Here is a 15,585-nt window from a genome sequence, read left to right on the forward strand (position 1 = left end):
CCGATACGGCCTCAGGGCATCCCGGTGGCCACCTTCAGCACATCGGGCTTGTCGAGGCGGCTGTCGTTCGGCGCGACGATCAGCCGGTATCCCATCAGCCAGGCGATCGGAGCAAGGGCGGCGTAGATCAGTTTCTGTACCCATATCGGCGGACCGGCGATGTAGAGGTGGTCGCGATAGGCGTTGAGCTTCAACGCGATCGGCAGGAGTTTCGGATCGCCTGCCGGCGAAAAGTTCTCCGGCGTCAGCACGGTCGAGGCCGCGAGGTTCAGGAAGAACCGCAGGTGTTTTTGGCCGGGCGTGAAAGAGACGGTCGCATGGGTCTCGCCGTCATGGGCGTTTCTGAAGAAATGTGCCTTGCCGCGGGGCACCATGACGGTCTCGCCGGCATCGGCGACATGCTCGATGCCATCGATCATGATCATCAGCCGGCCCTTGCGGACGTGGAAATATTCATCCGCCTTCGGGTGAATATGGGCGATAGCGTTGCCGCCCCCCGAACCGCCCTTTTCGAGCACGACGTCGAATTTGGCGAGCGCCTCGCTTTCCATCGGGTCGGTAAAGACGAAGGTCTCCTTGTTGAAGTGATTGACGATCTTTGTATGGGCAGGCACGAGCGGTCTCGGCACGGCAATGTCCTCCGGCAATCTGTTGAAAAGGGAAAGGCGCGGGAGGAGGGGGCAGGAAGGGCCGTTCCGCCAGCGTTGAAAGGCGTGTAGATTGCCGGCGAAATAACCGCAAACACCGTTTTTGCTCTCATGCTCACCGTTTTTGCATAACCTCTTCCGCGCACCCCATGAGCCAGTTGAACTACGACGACCTGCGCTTCCTTCTCGCGGTGGCCGAGACCGGTTCGACGCTGTCGGCGGCGCGCGCCATGAACGTCAGCCAGAGCACGGTGTCGCGGCGCATAGCCGGACTTGAACAGGATCTCGGCGTCGAGCTCTTCGACAAGCGGCGTACCGGCTACGTGCTGACCGATATCGGCCGTGCGCTGGTGGGACCGGCCGAGGACGTGCGCGATGCCATGGCGGCGTTTTCGAACGTGCTTGCTTCCGCCTTCCGCGATATCCGCGGCACGGTCCGGTTCACCACCAACGAGGCGCTGGCGAGCCGCTTCCTGCCGGCGCTGATCGGCAGGCTCAAGGTCAGCCACCCGAATATCAGCCTTGACGTGGTGACCGGCGATCTCCGGCTGGACCTTGCCCGCGGCGATGCCGATATCGCCTTGCGGGCCGCCGCTCGGCCGGTGGACGAGGCCGGTCTCGTCGGCGTGAAGATTGCCGAGGATGTGTGGGCGCTTTATTGCAGCCGCGCCTATGCCCAGCGAAACGGGATCCCCGGGAGCAGCGGCGAGCTCGGCCGCCACGCGCTGATTGCCCTCGATCCCCATATCCACGATCACCCGGCGGCCGTCTGGGTGCGGGCGAATTTCCCCGACTCCGCCGTGGTCGTGCGTCAGAACACCATCACCGCCACGCTCGCGAGCATCCGCAGCGGGCTGGGGGTGGGGCTGTTTTCGGAGTTTCTGGCGGCCGGCGATAAAGATCTCGTATACTGCTTTCGTCCACCAATGCCGCCCGCCGCGGAGATCTGGCTGCTGACCCACGAGCGGCTCAGGCACGTGCCGCGGGTGAGGGCGGTGATGGATGCGGCGAGGGCCCTTCTGCTCGAACATTCGGCTTCCCCGGTCGGTCGAAACGAAGCCGAATCCGCCTAAGATGATGATTCGCCTTGAACACCCGGTCATTTGTGGTAAACAGCGTGTCGTTGCGGGGATTTGCCTTAATCAGGCGCGGGACGGTCATCCCGCCGCCGTATTTTGGTTAAACTTCCGACGGCATGCGCTTTTATGTGCACCACCGAAAACCAAATCGGGGCGGCGTAAAGACATTGGTTACCATAATCGTTCATCCTCACATGCGGGCTGACGGCAGCAGTGAGCGGAATATTTCCCTGCTCGCATTTCGCCAAGGCTCTTGTGTTGGCGGTCGCGCTCAGGCGGCTTCCGCCGGTGTGAGTAACGGTTCGGGTAACGAGTGATGGCGCGTTCGGTCCATACGGCAGTGCAAGGCAAGCAGGCGCGCAAGGCGCCGCAACGGCGCAAGAAATCCCGCTCCCTTTTGACGAATGTCGCGATCGGTGTCGGCCTGACGGTCGCAACCTTGATGTGCGCTTCGATCGCCACCATGGCGACTGCGGTCAAATCCACCTCCGACGTGAAGCTCGACCTGACGCTCGCCCGGCCGATCGCTCCCGTCGCCGTTGCTGCGGCGGTTTCCGACGATCGCGAGATCGACGTCTCGAAATTCTCCCGCCTGCCGGGCAGTGCCCCCGCCGATCCCAAGGGCGGACGTCTGGCTGGCGCGGAAGCTGCCGCGCTGACCGCCCGCCGCCCCGTCGCGTCCGATATCCGGCAGGTGCTGCACGTCGCGCTTTCCAAGGCCGCCCGGCATGCCGAGAGCGAACAGCGGTTCGCGGCGCTTGAAAAGGCCCGTCCCGACGCGAAGGCCATCCGCGCCATTCTGGCACCTGCCATGGAAAGCCTGGTGGTCGTTGCGCCGCGCGGCGGCCAGGCCTTGCCGGACCTGATCCAGGATGCCGCCCCGGCCACCACGGTCGCCGAGCTCAAGGACATGAAGCCGGTGGAGATGGCCGCTCTCGAGGAGACGGCCCTGGAGGACGACGCCGAGGGTCGGCAGGAGATCGCGATCGTCGAGGAACCGGTTCCGGCGCCTGCCGCTCCGGCCCATGCGCTGCCGACGGCCGGCCCGCTGCCGGTGATCCGTCCCTCGGCGGCGACCGCGCTTGCCGAAAAGCCGTCCAAGCCCAACGCGCTTGCCGCGATCGCCGCCGTCGCGCCGCAGAAGCCGGCCCGTACCGGCGGCGACGATGACAAGCCGACGGCGCTCGCCTTCGCCAAGCCCGACAATCCGATGCGCGAGGCGCCGGTTTCGCCTGCGCCGAGCTGGCCGGGCATCGGTGCCAAGGTCGCCGTCTACGACATTACCAATGCGGTCGTGCACATGCCGAACGGCACCAGGCTCGAAGCCCATTCCGGCATCGGCGGCATGCGCGACAACCCAAAGTTCACCCATGTGAAGATGCGCGGACCGACCCCGCCCGGCACCTACAGGCTGTCGATGCGCGAATCGCTGTTCCACGGCGTCGCCGCCATCCGCCTGACCCCGGTCGACGGCAGGGCGCCGCAGGGCCGCACCGGGCTTCTCGCCCACAGCTTCCTGCTGCGCGTCCGCGGCGACAGCCACGGCTGCGTCGCCTTTGCCGAATACGACCGCTTCCTGAAGGCCTTCCAGCGCGGCGAGATCACCCACATGGTGATCGTGCCCCGGTGGGACGGCAAGCGCCCCGGCGGCGGCACGAACGGCAATTTCCTCGCCAAACTCTTCGGCGGCAACGACGCCTGATCCGCACCATGGCTCGATGCGTATGTCCCGCATCGAGCCATGGTGAGGCTGGACTGCCGTTCCTCGTCGTCTTCAATCAAGCGGTGCGGCGGTCAATAGTCATGACCGGCGTAACGATGCTGCAGGGCGGTGTCGTCCTGGTGACCGATAAACGCCGCCCAGGCGCCGCCCGGCCGCCAGACCGTTTCCATGACTGCGGCCGCCTGTTGCGGATCCTCTTTCGATACATCGCGCCGATAGCGGTACAGGAAGGCGGTCACGCGCGCATTGCGGATGCAATGGACGTGGACCCGGTCGTTCTGCACTGCGCCCATGATCCGGCAGAAGCGATCGAAGTCGCTTTCGGTTGGGGCCGCGAAATCGACGGGCAGATGGATGTAGGTCATGCCAAGGCTAAGGACCGTTGCCTGCTCGTCTTTCAATGCCTTTTCGTGCTCATGAATTCCAAGATTGACGATGTGCGTGATCCCGAGCCGGCCGATCGCTGCCAGCTGATCCTCGCTCGGCTGGCCGGATGTCGTCAGCCTTTCGCTTAACCGCCGCCAGTTCAAGATATCGACCGGGTCGTCAGCGAGGTTGTGGAAGCCGGCGGTCACGGACATGGGCATGCTCCTTCGGTTGGAGGGTGCCCAGGCGAGCGGCTCAGGAAATCCGTGCTCCCCGATGGTGTTCCATCTCTCTTCGCCAGTCACACGGTCGCCATATCGTCGTCCTGCTCATCCGGGTTGTCAAGCATGGGCCGGCGCCGACCGCTGCTCGCTCCGGCGTTCCACGCACCGGATTTTGCAGTTCTCATCACCCCAGGATCTCGCGCGCCACGCGCATGAAAATCTTGGTGCCGATGGGGATCAGGTCGTCCGGAAAGTCGTAGTTCGGGTTGTGCAGGTTGGCGATGTTTTCGCCCGAGCCGAGGAAGAACATGGCGGATTTGGAGACCGTCGCGAAACGGCCGAAATCCTCCGAACCGCGCATGGCCTCGCCGGCCTCGTGCGGCACGCTTTCCGCGTCCATGGCGGCGCGCAGCAGGGCGGCGGCTTCAGGGTCATTGTCGCAATGGCCGAAGATGTCGTGATATTCCAGCGCGTATTCGAGCCCGCCTTCCGCCGCCGCCTGCGCCACCAGCGCCTCGGCGGCGCCCGTCAGCGCCTCCATCCGGGCGTCGGTCATGGTGCGCAGCGTCACCCAGACTTCCGCGTAGCCCGGCGCGATGCCGAAGGCCGGTTCGCCGACCGAGGCATGCGTCAGCGTCGCGAGAACGAGGTCGCCGGTGGCGATGCTGCCGCTGCTCAGCGCCGTCAGCGCCGGCATCAGCTTCGCCACCGCCGGCACCGGCGAAATGCCGGTTTCGGGCATGGAGGCATGCGCGGTGCGGCCGGTCAACATGATCCTCAGCCCGCGCGAGGCGCAGTTGACGATGCCGTCCTTCAGCCAGGCATGGCCGAGCGGCAGGCCGGGCATGTTGTGCAGGGAGAAACTGTAATCCGGCTTCAGGGCCTTGAATTTTTCGTCGGCGATGACGGCGGCGGCTCCCGAACCGTCCTCCTCGGCCGGCTGGAAGAGCAGCACGACGCGGCCGCGCTTCGGCCTCTGGCGGCCGAACTGGCGTCCGAGCGCCGCCAGTATCGTCATGTGCCCGTCATGGCCGCACATATGGCCCTTGCCCGGCACCCGGGAACGGTATTCGAGATCGCCGATTTCGGCGATCGGCAGGCCGTCCAGCTCGGCGCGGAACATCAGCGTCGGGCCGGGCGCGCCGCTGTCGTAGATCGCCGCGACGCCGGTTCCCCCAAGCCCGGAGATCACCGCGTCCGGCCGCGTCCCGGCCAGGAAGGCCTGCACCTCGGCGGCGGTCGCCACTTCCTCGCGGGAGATTTCGGGCATGGCATGCAGCTTGCGCCGCCACGCGGTGAGTTCGATGACGTCCTGGTTGGTGAGATACATGTTGGTGAGATACATGCGGCCGCTCCCTCGTCTGGCAGTCTCACCCTGAGGTAGCCGGGGCGGAGGAAATCCGCAAGGAAAGCTCTGCAGCGACCCCTGTCCGGACGGCCGATTTCACCGCCGGCCTACCACGCGACGCCGATCTTGCCGAAATGGTGGCCGCTCATCTCGTAGCGGAAGGCGTCGGCGAGTTCCTCCAGCGGAAAGACCTTGTCGATGACGGGCTTGAACAGCCCGTTGTCGAGCGCCCGGACGAAATCCTGCTGCTGGCGGCGGCTGCCGACGATGAGGCCGGAGAGCGTGATCTGCTTGCCGGCGAGCGCCGCCGTCGGCACCTCGCCGCGGGCGCCGGTCAGGACGCCGATCATCGCGATGCTGCCGGCCATGCGGCATGCCTGGATCGACTGGCCGAGCGTGCCGGGGCCGCCGACTTCCACCACATGATCGACGCCGCGGCCGTTCGTCCAGTCGAGCACGTTCTTCGCCCATTCCGGATGGGCCTTGTAGTTGACGGTGAAATCCGCCCCAAGCGCCTTTGCCCGTTCCAGCTTTTCGTCGGAAGAGGAGGTGATCGCCACCCGCGCGCCCATGGCTCTCGCGAGCTGCAGCGCATAGATCGACACGCCGCCGGTGCCGAGCGCCAGCACCGTGTCGCCGGCCTTCAGCCGCCCGATCTCGACCAGCGCCCGCCACGACGTCAGCCCTGCCGTGGTGATCGTCGCCGCCTCCACGGCGCTGAAACCTCTTGGCGCCCGGGTGAAGGCGGTCGCCGGCCTGACCGCGTATTCCGCCGCGAACCCGTCGATGCCATCGCCCGGCACGCGCGAAAAACCGCCGGCGACAGGAGGGCCGTCCTGCCAATCGGGGAAGAAGCAGGACACGACCTGATCGCCGGCTGAAAACTCCGTCACCCCTTCGCCGACCTCCTCGACCGCGCCCGCGCCGTCGGCCATCAGCACCCGCCCATCGGTCGGCGTGCGGCCGCTCGCGACCCCGAGATCGTGGAAATTCAGCGAACTGCCATGCAGCGCCACCCTGATCTCGCCGGGGCCGGGCTTTCCGGGGTCCGGCAGGTCGGCAAGCTTGATGGCATCCAGCCCACCCGGCGCAGTCACGATCGCCTTCATGAATTCCTCCCTAAGCTTCCTCGAAAACCGTCGAATAGGTAACGGGAGTCAGGGAGGCTGACAAGCGTATCGCCCGCAAAGGATGGGCCGCATTCCGGAGGGTGGAACCTTGCCCGCGTTCATGGATTTCTTTTTCAAAGCGAGGAGGCACCCATGCATGTCATTCTCGGCGGAACCGGACATGTCGGTTCGGCGACGGCCGAAGCGCTGCTTTCCCGCGGCGAACCCGTAACCGTCGTCACCCGCAACGCCGAAAACGCGGAAGGCCTGCGCAGGAAGGGCGCTCGCGTGGCGGTCGCGGACATCGCCGACACCGAAGCGCTGCGGGCGATCTTTCGCAGGGGCAGGCGGCTTTATGCGCTCAATCCGCCGGCGTCCCCGGATGGCGACACGGATATCCGCGAAAAACGGACGATCGCCTCGATCCTTTCGGCGATCGAAGGCTCCGGCCTCGAAAAGGTCGTCGGTCACTCGACCTACGGCGCCCGGAAAGGCGAGCGGATCGGCGATCTCGGCACGCTTTTCGAACTGGAGGAGGGCCTCAGGCGCCAGCCGGTCCCCGCAAGCATCCTGCGCGCCGCCTATTACATGACCAATTGGGACATGAGCCTCGAAACGGCAAAGAACAACGGCGTCCTCACGACTTTCTTCCCGTCCGATTTCCGTCTCGCCATGGTCGCCCCGGAAGACCTCGGCGAAGCCGCCGCCGACCTGATGACGGAGCCTGCCAGCGAAACGCGGCTCGTCCATGCCGAGGGACCGGAACGATATTCCTCCGCCGATGTTGCGGCCGCACTCTCGCAGCGGTTTGGAAAGCCGGTGGAGGTCAAAACCGTGCCGCGCGAGCAATGGGAGGAGACTTATCGCAGTTTCGGTTTCTCGGATGCGGCTGCCAAATCGTATGCGGGAATGACGGCGCTTGCGATGGAAAGTCCTCCGCCGCCTCCGAACGAAGCAAGGCGAGGCAGAGTGACTCTGCGTCGGTATCTGAGCGGGCAAGACGTCCAATGAGGCCTGCCGTCAGGCAGATCGCGGGCGCGCCCAATCCAAATTGGCCAGAATATCGAGGGCGATTTCGGAAACGGAGCGCCCGTCCGTATGGATACGCAGCATATCGCCGCCGGTTTCCGTCGTCATATGGTTCAACTGCCGAAGAGACCGTTGAAACTGGGCGTCAAGGCCATCCTCCGTTTCCCGGCGCGCCAGGCGGTCGGCTATGCTCTCCTCTGTCGCCATCAGGCGCACGACGATGATTTTGGCATTCGGTATGGCCGATGTGATCCATCGACGGTCGAACGCCAAATGCATCATCACTCCCGACATGATGAGGCGCGTTTGCTTCAGCTCTCGATAGACCGACCATATCGCCTTGAGATTGAGTGCGCTGATATCGATGGTGCCGGGTGCCAATCGCTCCAGGTCCTGACGCGAGGGACGCGGGAAGACGCGGTCGAGTTCGTCGGTTTCGATAGCCGCATGGGCAATTCCGGCTTCGGCGAGACGGGCTGAAATTTCCCACGAAAGGGTCGATTTTCCAACGCCTGCTGGCCCGGTCAGCAAGAGGATTTCGACTTGGTCCTCAGCTTCGGAACAATGATCCTGGCTCACACCCGCTCCACGAACCCGTCCAGCACCCGTTTCTGCCCGGCCCTGTCAAAGTCGATCGTCAGCTTGTTGCCCTCGATCGCCGAGATATTCCCGTTGCCGAACTTGACATGAAAAACCCGGTCGCCGACGGCGAACTGTGATGGCGTATCCGCCACCGATTTCGCCACAAGTTCCCCTTCGATTGTTCGTGTCCGCGGCCCGCTTTCGCCGTAGCCGATGCGTTCCACGGCGTGGCCGGAGCGGGTGCCCCAGTTGTCGCGGGTAGCATCTGTCTTGTTGGCCTGGGCACGTTTCCAGCCGGGGGTGGAATAGGTGTTGGCGAAGGGATCAGTCTTGTCGAAGCGGGACTGGCCGTAACCGCCGCGTCCTCCGCCGCCGTAACCGCCGTAGTTGGACTCTCCCACCGCGACATCGACATGCGCCTGCGGCAGTTCGTCGAGGAAGCGCGACGGCATGGTGGATTGCCAGAGCCCGTGGATGCGGCGGTTGGAGACGAACCAGATGTGGCAGCGGTGTTTTGCCCGCGTGATGCCCACATAGGCGAGGCGGCGTTCTTCCTCCAGTCCGGCGCGGCCGCCTTCGTCGAGCGCCCGCTGGTGCGGGAACAGGCCTTCCTCCCAGCCGGGCAGGAAGACGGTATCGAATTCCAGGCCCTTGGCCGAATGCAGCGTCATGATCGAGACGGCATCGAGGTTCTCGTTGTTGTCGGCGTCCATGACGAGCGCCACGTGTTCGAGGAAGCCGCGCAGCGACTCGAAGGCTTCCATCGAGCGCACGAGTTCCTTGAGGTTTTCGAGCCGGCCCGGCGCTTCGGCGGATTTGTCGGCCTGCCACATGGCGGTATAGCCGCTCTCGTCCAGGATCTGCTCGGCGAGCACGGTGTGAACCGTGTTTTCGAGCAGGCCCTGCCAGCGGCGGAAATCCGTCACCACGTCGAACAGCGCCTTGCGCGCCTTGGGTTTCAGTTCGTCCGTCTCGATGATCTCGGCGGCGGCGGCGAGCATCGGCACGTCGCGGGCGCGGGCATAGTCGTGCAGATAACGAACGGTCGTGTCGCCCAGGCCACGCTTCGGCGTGTTGATGATCCGCTCGAAGGCCAGATCGTCGGCCGGCTGGCAGACGAGGCGGAAATAGGCCATGGCGTCGCGGATTTCGAGCCGCTCGTAGAAGCGCGGACCGCCGATGACGCGGTAGTTGAGGCCGAGCGTGACGAACCGGTCTTCGAATTCGCGCATCTGGAAGGAGGCGCGCACCAGGATCGCCATGTCGTTCAGCGCGTGCTTCCTGCCGTCCGAGCCGCCGCGCTGCAGGCTTTCGATCTCCTCGCCGACGGCGCGGGCTTCCTCTTCGGAATCCCAGGCGGCATGCACCATCACCTTTTCGTCATCGGGGTTCACCCGGTCGGTGAACAGCGTCTTCCCAAGCCGGCCTTCATTGTGCGCGATCAGATGTCCGGCGGCCCCCAGAATATGTTCGGTGGAGCGGTAGTTGCGCTCCAGCTTGATCACCTTGGCGCCCGGAAAATCCTTCTCGAAGCGCAGGATGTTGTCCACTTCCGCGCCGCGCCAGCCGTAGATCGACTGGTCGTCGTCGCCGACGCAGCAGATATTGATTTCGCTCGCGCCGCCGCTGCGCGGCTCGCTCCGCAAGGGCGCGCCGTCAGGCGCGACGGCCGCTTGGCCTTGCCGGCCTACGGCCGGGACCGTGCGCGTGCCCTGCGGCCGCTGGGCCAGGAGCCGCAGCCACATGTATTGGGCGGTGTTGGTGTCCTGGTATTCGTCGACGAGGATATAGCGGAACCTGTCGTGATATTCCCTGAGCAGGTCCGGGTTCTTGCGGAAGATGGCGATCGGATGCAGCAGAAGGTCGCCGAAATCACAGGCGTTGAGCGTCCTCAGCCGCGCCTGGTAGGCGGCGTAGAGCTCACGGCCCTTGCCGTTGGCGAAGGCGCGGGCATCGCCCTCGGGAATGTCGGCCGGCAGCAGGCCCTTGTTCTTCCAGGTATCGACCATGCCGGCGAACTGCTTGGCCGGCCAGCGCTTGTCGTCGAGACCCTCCGCCTGGATGAGCTGCTTGATCAGCCGCACCACGTCGTCGGTGTCGAGAATGGTGAAATCGGAGCGCAGGCCGGCGAGTTCCGCGTGGCGGCGCAAGAGTTTCACGCCGATCGAATGGAAGGTGCCGAGCCAGGGCATGCCCTCGACTGCGCCGCCGACGAGAACGCCGATGCGCTCCTTCATCTCGCGCGCCGCCTTGTTGGTGAAGGTGACGGCGAGGATCTGGGAAGGAAAGGCGCGGCCGGTCGCGAGAATATGGGCGATGCGGGTGGTCAGCACGCGCGTCTTGCCGGTGCCGGCGCCGGCGAGCACCAGGACGGGTCCGTCGAGGGTCTCCACCGCCTCGCGCTGTTCCGGGTTGAGGCCGGAGAGATAGTCGGGGGCGGCGCGGGACTGGTCGCGGGCGGCCATGGCGCGCGCGGCGATCCCCAAACTCCCGCCGGCGGCCGCGGCCGGGTTCACGGGCGTCCTGCGCGGCGCGGGTTCCGGCTCGTCGTCGAAGAACGGAATGTCGTCGAAACTGTTACTCATGCGGCCAATGTAATGATTCGGACCCGAAAGACCAGAAAATGTTCTTCTTTTATTCCCAATCTCTCCACAAGGTCCGGCTAAACTGTGGCGCCATTGGGCAGACCGCCTCGAAAAATGCAGCCGGTGCCCGGCGCTCAGGCAGTCCATTGTCAAATTCTTTTGAAATTTCCGTGAGATTACAAATCCGTAAGAATACGTGCTGCCCATTGCGCAGGGACCCTGAAATAAACGATACTTCATTGCGCATATTGGCCAGTGCATGTCTCGCCCGGAGTAGTGAATGCGGATTTGGAAACAGCTTTTCCTGTGTCTCGTGGTGCTCGCCGCGGCATTGGGCGTGTGGGTCTACACGGTGCCGAGTGCGGCCGATACGCTGGCGAAATACGGCGTGCCCGAGAAGGCGGTCGCGATGATCCGGCCCGCGGCGCAGAAGCCCGCCGGCGAGGCGCAGGGCCAGCGCCAGGCCCAGGCGGGTGGCCAAGGGGTCGCTCAGGGGGCGGGGCAGGGCAATCCGCGAGGCCAGGGCGGCCAGGGCGGCAACCGCGCGGTCCTCGTGGTCGCGCAGCCGGTCAGGATCGGCACGGTCAACGACCGGCTGTCGGCGATCGGCAGCGGCCAGGCGATCCAGTCGGTCGTCGTTATGCCGCAGGCTTCCGGCACGATCCACGAGATCATGGTCACCTCCGGCCAGAAGGTCGTGAAGGGCCAGGTTCTCGCCCGCCTCGACGATGACGAACAGGTGATCGAGCGTGACAAGGCCCAGGTGGCCCTGAAGAGCGCCCAGGAAAAATCCGCCTCCTACAAGAACCTGCAATCCTTCTCCCGCCTCGACGTCTTCGATGCGCAGATCGCCGAACAGGCGGCCAGGCTCGCGCTGTCGACCGCCGAACTCAACCTCAGGCGCCGCGATATCGTCGCGCCGATCGACGGCATTGCCGGCATCGTCGCGGTCAACGTCGGCGACAACGTCACGACCCAGACCAGCATCGTCCCCCTCGACGACCGCTCGGCGATCCTCGTCGATTTCTGGGCGCCGGAGCGTTTCGCCGTCGCCATCGAGCCCGGCCAGCCGGTCGAGGCAAGCTCGATCGCGCGGCCGGGCCAGGTCTTTTCCGGCAAGGTGGACGCGATCGACAACCGCGTCGACGCCGCGAGCCGCACCATGCGCATCCGGGCGCGGGTGGAAAACCCCGGCGACGTGCTGCGCGCCGGCATGGCGTTCAGCGTCGGCATGCGCTTTCCGGGCGAAAAATATCCGTCGGTCGATCCGCTCGCCGTCCAGTGGGATGGCGAAGGTTCGTTTGTCTGGCAGGTCAGGGACAACAAGTCGGTCAAGACCCGCGTCAGGGTGATCCAGCGCAATCCGGATGCCGTGCTCGTCGAAGCGCAGCTCGGCGAAGGCGACCGGGTGGTCACGGAAGGTCTGCAACGTGTGAGGGAAGGGGCGCCCGTGCGGATCTTCGGCGCGCCGGAAACGGCTGAGGTGGCGCGCCAATGAAGATCGAACTTCCGGGCTTTGGCGAAGAGGACGGCAAGCGGCGTGGCGATCCCAATAGTGGCCCCAATGGCGGCCCCAATGGCGGCGATGACAAATCGGGCCACGAGAAATCCGGCCAGACCTTCACCGCCCTCTTCGTCCGCCGACCGATTCTCGCCGCGGTCCTCAACACGCTGCTCGTCGTTGCCGGCCTCGCCGCGCTCGCCGGCGTCGAAGTGCGCGAACTGCCGGACGTCGACCAGCCGGTCATCACGGTGCGTACCAATTACGACGGCGCCTCGCCGCAGACCATGGACCAGGAAGTCACCCAGGTCATCGAAGGCGCGGTCGCCCGCGTCTCGGGCCTCAAGGCGCTTTCCTCGCAGTCGCAGTTCGGCTCCAGCCGCGTGACGATGGAATTTTCCGACAGCGTCGATCTTTCGGAAGCCGCCAACGACGTGCGCGATGCGGTCGGCCGCGTCGTCAACCAGCTGCCCGACGATGCGGACGAACCCCGCATCGTCAAGGCCGATGCCGATTCCGACGCGATCATGCGCCTTGCGGTCACCTCGTCGAAAATGTCGATGGAGGACCTCACCCAGCTCGTCGACAACGAGGTGGTCGACCGGCTCGCCGCCGTCGAGGGCGTCGCCGACGTCGAACTTTATGGCGACCAGGACAAGGTGTTCCGCGTCGACGTGAACCAGGCGGCGCTCGCCGGCCGGGGCCTGACCGTCGCCGACGTCTCGAAGGCGCTGTCGAGCGCCGCGCTCGACGTGCCGGCCGGGTCGCTGAAGAGTACGACCCAGGACATCGTCGTGCGCACCACCGCCAGCCTCACGACGCCGCAGGATTTCGAGAACGTGCTGATCGGCCCGAACGTGCGCGTCCGCGACGTCGCGACCGTCTCGCTCGGCGCCGACGACGGCACCACCGTGTTGCGTGCCAACGGCGTGCAGGGCGTCGGCCTCGGCATCATTCGCCAGGCACAGTCGAACACGCTCAACATTTCGGAAGGCGTGAAGGCCGCCGTCGCGGAAATGTCGAAGACGCTGCCGGAAGGCACGCGCATCGCGATTACCGGCGACGACGCGATCTTCATCCAGGGCGCGCTGCACGAGGTGGAAATCGCGCTGATCCTGTCGGCGACGGTCGTCGTCGCGGTCATCTGGCTTTTCCTGCGCGACTGGCGCGCCACGCTCATTCCGGCGCTCACCATGCCGGTGGCGCTGATCGGCACGCTGGTGGCGATCTATCTGGTCGGCTTCTCGATCAACATCCTGACGCTGCTCGCCATCGTGCTGGCGACCGGTCTCGTCGTCGACGACGCGATCGTGGTGCTCGAGAACATCGTGCGAAGGCGTGCCGAGGGCATGGGACCGCGCGCCGCCGCCGTGCTCGGCACCCAGGAAGTGTTCTTCGCCGTCATCGCGACGACGGCGACGCTTGCGGCCGTCTTCATTCCGCTCTCCTTCCTACCCGGCCAGATCGGCGGCCTGTTCAAGGAGTTCGGCTTCGTGCTCGCCTTCTCGGTGGCGCTGTCGTCGATCACCGCCCTGACGCTCTGCCCGATGCTGGCATCGCGCATGCTGACGAGGCCGATCAAGGAGGAACATGGCTTGCTCGGCGTGTTCGGCAGCGCTTTTGCAAGCGTCTACGCCTCCGCCCTGCGCTTCTGCCTCAACGCGCCGCTGGTGGTTCTTGTCGTCGCCGCGATCTTCTCGTTTGCCGCCTACAACGTCTTCGGCCTGGTCAAGAGCGAGCTTACCCCGCGCGAAGACCGCGCGACGATCATGCTGCGTATGACGACGCCGCAGGGCGTCAGCCTCGATTTCACCCGCGACCAGATGCAGCGGGTCGAGGAGAACCTGAAACCGCTGCGCGATTCCGGCGAGATCGCCAACATCTTCTCGATCTCCGGCTTCGGCAGCAGCACCAACAGCGGCTTCATGGTGCTCACCCTCGCCCCCTGGAGCGAGCGCGAGCGCAGCCAGGACCAGATCGCCGCCGACGTCAATGCCGCTGCGCTGCGTGTCCCGGCATTGCGCGGCTTCACCATGCAGTCGAACAGCCTGAAAATCCGCGGCGCCGGCAACGGCCTGCAGATGGCGCTGGTCGGCAACGATTACGACCAGCTGACGTCGACCGCGCTGAAGCTCGTCTCGGAAATGGAAAAGAGCCGGTCCTTCGATACGCCGCGCCTTACCAACGAACCGACCCAGGCGCAGCTTTCCGTCTCGATCGACCGCGAACGCGCCTCCGACCTCGGCATCGACATCACCGGGCTTTCGACCGCCATGCAGTCGCTGCTCGAAGGCCGCTCCGTGGTCGACGTCTTCGTCCATGGCGATGCGCTGCCCGTCAAGCTCACCTCGACGACCCGGCCGCTCGACGATCCGACCGACCTCGAAAACATCTTCCTGAAATCCGGCGACGGCAAGATCGTGCCGATGTCGACGATTGCGACGCTCAAGGAAGGGGCGGTCGCGCCGCAGCTCAACCGCGAGCAGCAGCTCGCTTCGGTGTCGATCTCGTCGAACCTTCGCGACGGCGTGGCGCTCGGCGACGCGGTCAGGGAAGTGACGGCGCTCGCAAAGCCGCTGCTGCCGGCCGGCGTCCGGCTGATCCCGATGGCGGAGGCCAAGACGCTGGGTGAAAACTCGAACGCCATGCTGATGACCTTCGGTTTTGCGATCGCCATCATCTTCCTGGTGCTGGCCGCCCAGTTCGAAAGCGTGCTGTCGTCGATCATCATCATGTCGACCGTGCCGCTCGGGCTTGCCTGCGCGGCGATCGCTCTGGTGCTCACCGGATCGAGCCTCAACGTCTACAGCCAGATCGGCCTCGTGCTTTTGGTCGGGGTCATGGCGAAGAACGGCATCCTGATCGTCGAATTCGCCAACCAGTTGCGCGACCATGGCGCGAGCGTGCGCGAGGCGATCGAAAAGGCCTGCGCGCTGCGCCTGCGTCCCGTCATGATGACGATGATCGCGACGATCATCGGCGGCGTGCCGCTGGTGCTTGCCCAGGGTGCGGGCGCGGAAGCGCGCATCGCGCTCGGCTGGGTCATCGTCGGCGGCCTCGGCTTTGCCGTCGTCGTGACGCTTTTCATCACCCCGGTCGCCTATCTCCTGATCGCCCGCTTCGCCAAGCCGCATGTCCACGAGGAGGCGCGCTTCCACGAGGAGCTCGCCCACGCCTCGGCCTCGCGCCGCAAGGAAGAGGCGAAAGCCGAGGAGCAGGAGGACAAGGAACCGCCGCTGCTGGCTGCTGAGTGAGGAGCGGTCGGGCGGAGCCCGAGCAATCGATCCGGTGAATCGATTGCAGCGACGAACGCCCGGAGCGTAAGCGAAGGGGCAGGGCAATCTATGAAAAGCACGGAAACATCGGCGCCCTGTGCTTTTCCTTTGCCGGCA

The 15,585-nt window shown here is 65.4% G+C and carries 11 protein-coding genes and 1 riboswitch; of the genes, 5 read left to right on the plus strand and 6 right to left on the minus strand.

The window, feature by feature from the left end; genetic code table 11:
• Positions 1-11: 11 nt before the first annotated feature.
• Positions 12-629, minus strand: a complete 618-nt coding sequence (locus DMO26_RS13170) for a cupin domain-containing protein (RefSeq protein ID WP_117192525.1) — start codon at positions 627-629, stop codon at positions 12-14.
• Between the two features lie 167 nt (positions 630-796).
• On the opposite strand from DMO26_RS13170, the gene DMO26_RS13175 reads away from it, so the two are divergent.
• Both DMO26_RS13175 and DMO26_RS13180 read left to right on the plus strand, forming a co-directional pair.
• Positions 797-1,720 (plus strand): LysR family transcriptional regulator, encoded by a 924-nt coding sequence (locus DMO26_RS13175; protein ID WP_117192526.1) that lies wholly within the window; start codon positions 797-799, stop codon positions 1,718-1,720.
• Between the two features lie 322 nt (positions 1,721-2,042).
• On the plus strand, positions 2,043-3,428 hold the full coding sequence (locus DMO26_RS13180) for a DUF2778 domain-containing protein (protein WP_117192527.1): 1,386 nt from the start codon (positions 2,043-2,045) through the stop codon (positions 3,426-3,428).
• 92 nt (positions 3,429-3,520) lie between these two features.
• Here DMO26_RS13180 and DMO26_RS13185 read toward each other — a convergent pair whose 3' ends face one another.
• The 3 genes from DMO26_RS13185 to DMO26_RS13195 all read right to left on the minus strand — a co-directional run bounded on the left by DMO26_RS13185 (position 3,521) and on the right by DMO26_RS13195 (position 6,496).
• Entirely contained in the window at positions 3,521-4,030 is a 510-nt protein-coding gene (locus DMO26_RS13185) for a protein tyrosine phosphatase family protein (protein WP_117192528.1), read from the minus strand.
• An 18-nt stretch (positions 4,031-4,048) separates the two neighbouring features.
• Positions 4,049-4,130, minus strand: a riboswitch (ZMP/ZTP riboswitch).
• A 93-nt stretch (positions 4,131-4,223) separates the two neighbouring features.
• On the minus strand, positions 4,224-5,369 hold the full coding sequence (locus DMO26_RS13190; RefSeq protein ID WP_117192754.1) for an amidohydrolase: 1,146 nt from the start codon (positions 5,367-5,369) through the stop codon (positions 4,224-4,226).
• A 125-nt stretch (positions 5,370-5,494) separates the two neighbouring features.
• A complete protein-coding gene (locus DMO26_RS13195; RefSeq protein WP_117192529.1) occupies positions 5,495-6,496 on the minus strand; it encodes a zinc-dependent alcohol dehydrogenase family protein in 1,002 nt (333 codons plus the stop codon).
• Between the two features lie 153 nt (positions 6,497-6,649).
• Between DMO26_RS13195 and DMO26_RS13200 the strand changes: the two genes are divergently transcribed.
• Positions 6,650-7,507: an NmrA family NAD(P)-binding protein gene (locus tag DMO26_RS13200; protein WP_117192530.1), complete on the plus strand. Its 858-nt coding sequence runs from the start codon at positions 6,650-6,652 to the stop codon at positions 7,505-7,507.
• Between the two features lie 9 nt (positions 7,508-7,516).
• Here the strand turns inward: DMO26_RS13200 and DMO26_RS13205 are convergent, their stop codons facing one another.
• Positions 7,517-8,104 carry an AAA family ATPase gene (locus DMO26_RS13205; RefSeq protein WP_117192531.1) on the minus strand — a complete coding sequence of 196 codons (588 nt, stop codon included), beginning with the start codon at positions 8,102-8,104 and terminating at the stop codon, positions 7,517-7,519.
• Positions 8,101-10,692 carry an ATP-dependent helicase gene (locus DMO26_RS13210; RefSeq protein WP_117192532.1) on the minus strand — a complete coding sequence of 864 codons (2,592 nt, stop codon included), beginning with the start codon at positions 10,690-10,692 and terminating at the stop codon, positions 8,101-8,103. Before DMO26_RS13210 ends, DMO26_RS13205 begins: the two co-directional genes overlap by 4 nt.
• 280 nt (positions 10,693-10,972) lie before the next feature.
• Here DMO26_RS13210 and DMO26_RS13215 point away from each other — a divergent pair, with 280 nt between their 5' ends.
• Both DMO26_RS13215 and DMO26_RS13220 read left to right on the plus strand, forming a co-directional pair.
• Positions 10,973-12,190, plus strand: a complete 1,218-nt coding sequence (locus DMO26_RS13215; RefSeq protein WP_117192533.1) for an efflux RND transporter periplasmic adaptor subunit — start codon at positions 10,973-10,975, stop codon at positions 12,188-12,190.
• Positions 12,187-15,447 carry an efflux RND transporter permease subunit gene (locus tag DMO26_RS13220; RefSeq protein ID WP_117192534.1) on the plus strand — a complete coding sequence of 1,087 codons (3,261 nt, stop codon included), beginning with the start codon at positions 12,187-12,189 and terminating at the stop codon, positions 15,445-15,447. Before DMO26_RS13215 ends, DMO26_RS13220 begins: the two co-directional genes overlap by 4 nt.
• Positions 15,448-15,585 lie beyond the last annotated feature (138 nt).

It is taken from the genome of Rhizobium terrae (assembly GCF_003425685.1).
In the GTDB taxonomy this organism is placed as follows: domain Bacteria; phylum Pseudomonadota; class Alphaproteobacteria; order Rhizobiales; family Rhizobiaceae; genus Neorhizobium; species Neorhizobium terrae.

Coding starts and splice junctions, on each gene's coding strand:
- DMO26_RS13180 (WP_117192527.1), top strand. CDS start 2,043: ATGGCGCGTTCGGTCCATACGGCAGTGCAAGGCAAGCAGGCGCGCAAG.
- DMO26_RS13215 (WP_117192533.1), top strand. CDS start 10,973: ATGCGGATTTGGAAACAGCTTTTCCTGTGTCTCGTGGTGCTCGCCGCG.
- DMO26_RS13200 (WP_117192530.1), top strand. CDS start 6,650: ATGCATGTCATTCTCGGCGGAACCGGACATGTCGGTTCGGCGACGGCC.
- DMO26_RS13195 (WP_117192529.1), bottom strand. CDS start 6,496: ATGAAGGCGATCGTGACTGCGCCGGGTGGGCTGGATGCCATCAAGCTT.
- DMO26_RS13175 (WP_117192526.1), top strand. CDS start 797: ATGAGCCAGTTGAACTACGACGACCTGCGCTTCCTTCTCGCGGTGGCC.
- DMO26_RS13190 (WP_117192754.1), bottom strand. CDS start 5,369: ATGTATCTCACCAACCAGGACGTCATCGAACTCACCGCGTGGCGGCGC.
- DMO26_RS13220 (WP_117192534.1), top strand. CDS start 12,187: ATGAAGATCGAACTTCCGGGCTTTGGCGAAGAGGACGGCAAGCGGCGT.
- DMO26_RS13210 (WP_117192532.1), bottom strand. CDS start 10,692: ATGAGTAACAGTTTCGACGACATTCCGTTCTTCGACGACGAGCCGGAA.
- DMO26_RS13185 (WP_117192528.1), bottom strand. CDS start 4,030: ATGTCCGTGACCGCCGGCTTCCACAACCTCGCTGACGACCCGGTCGAT.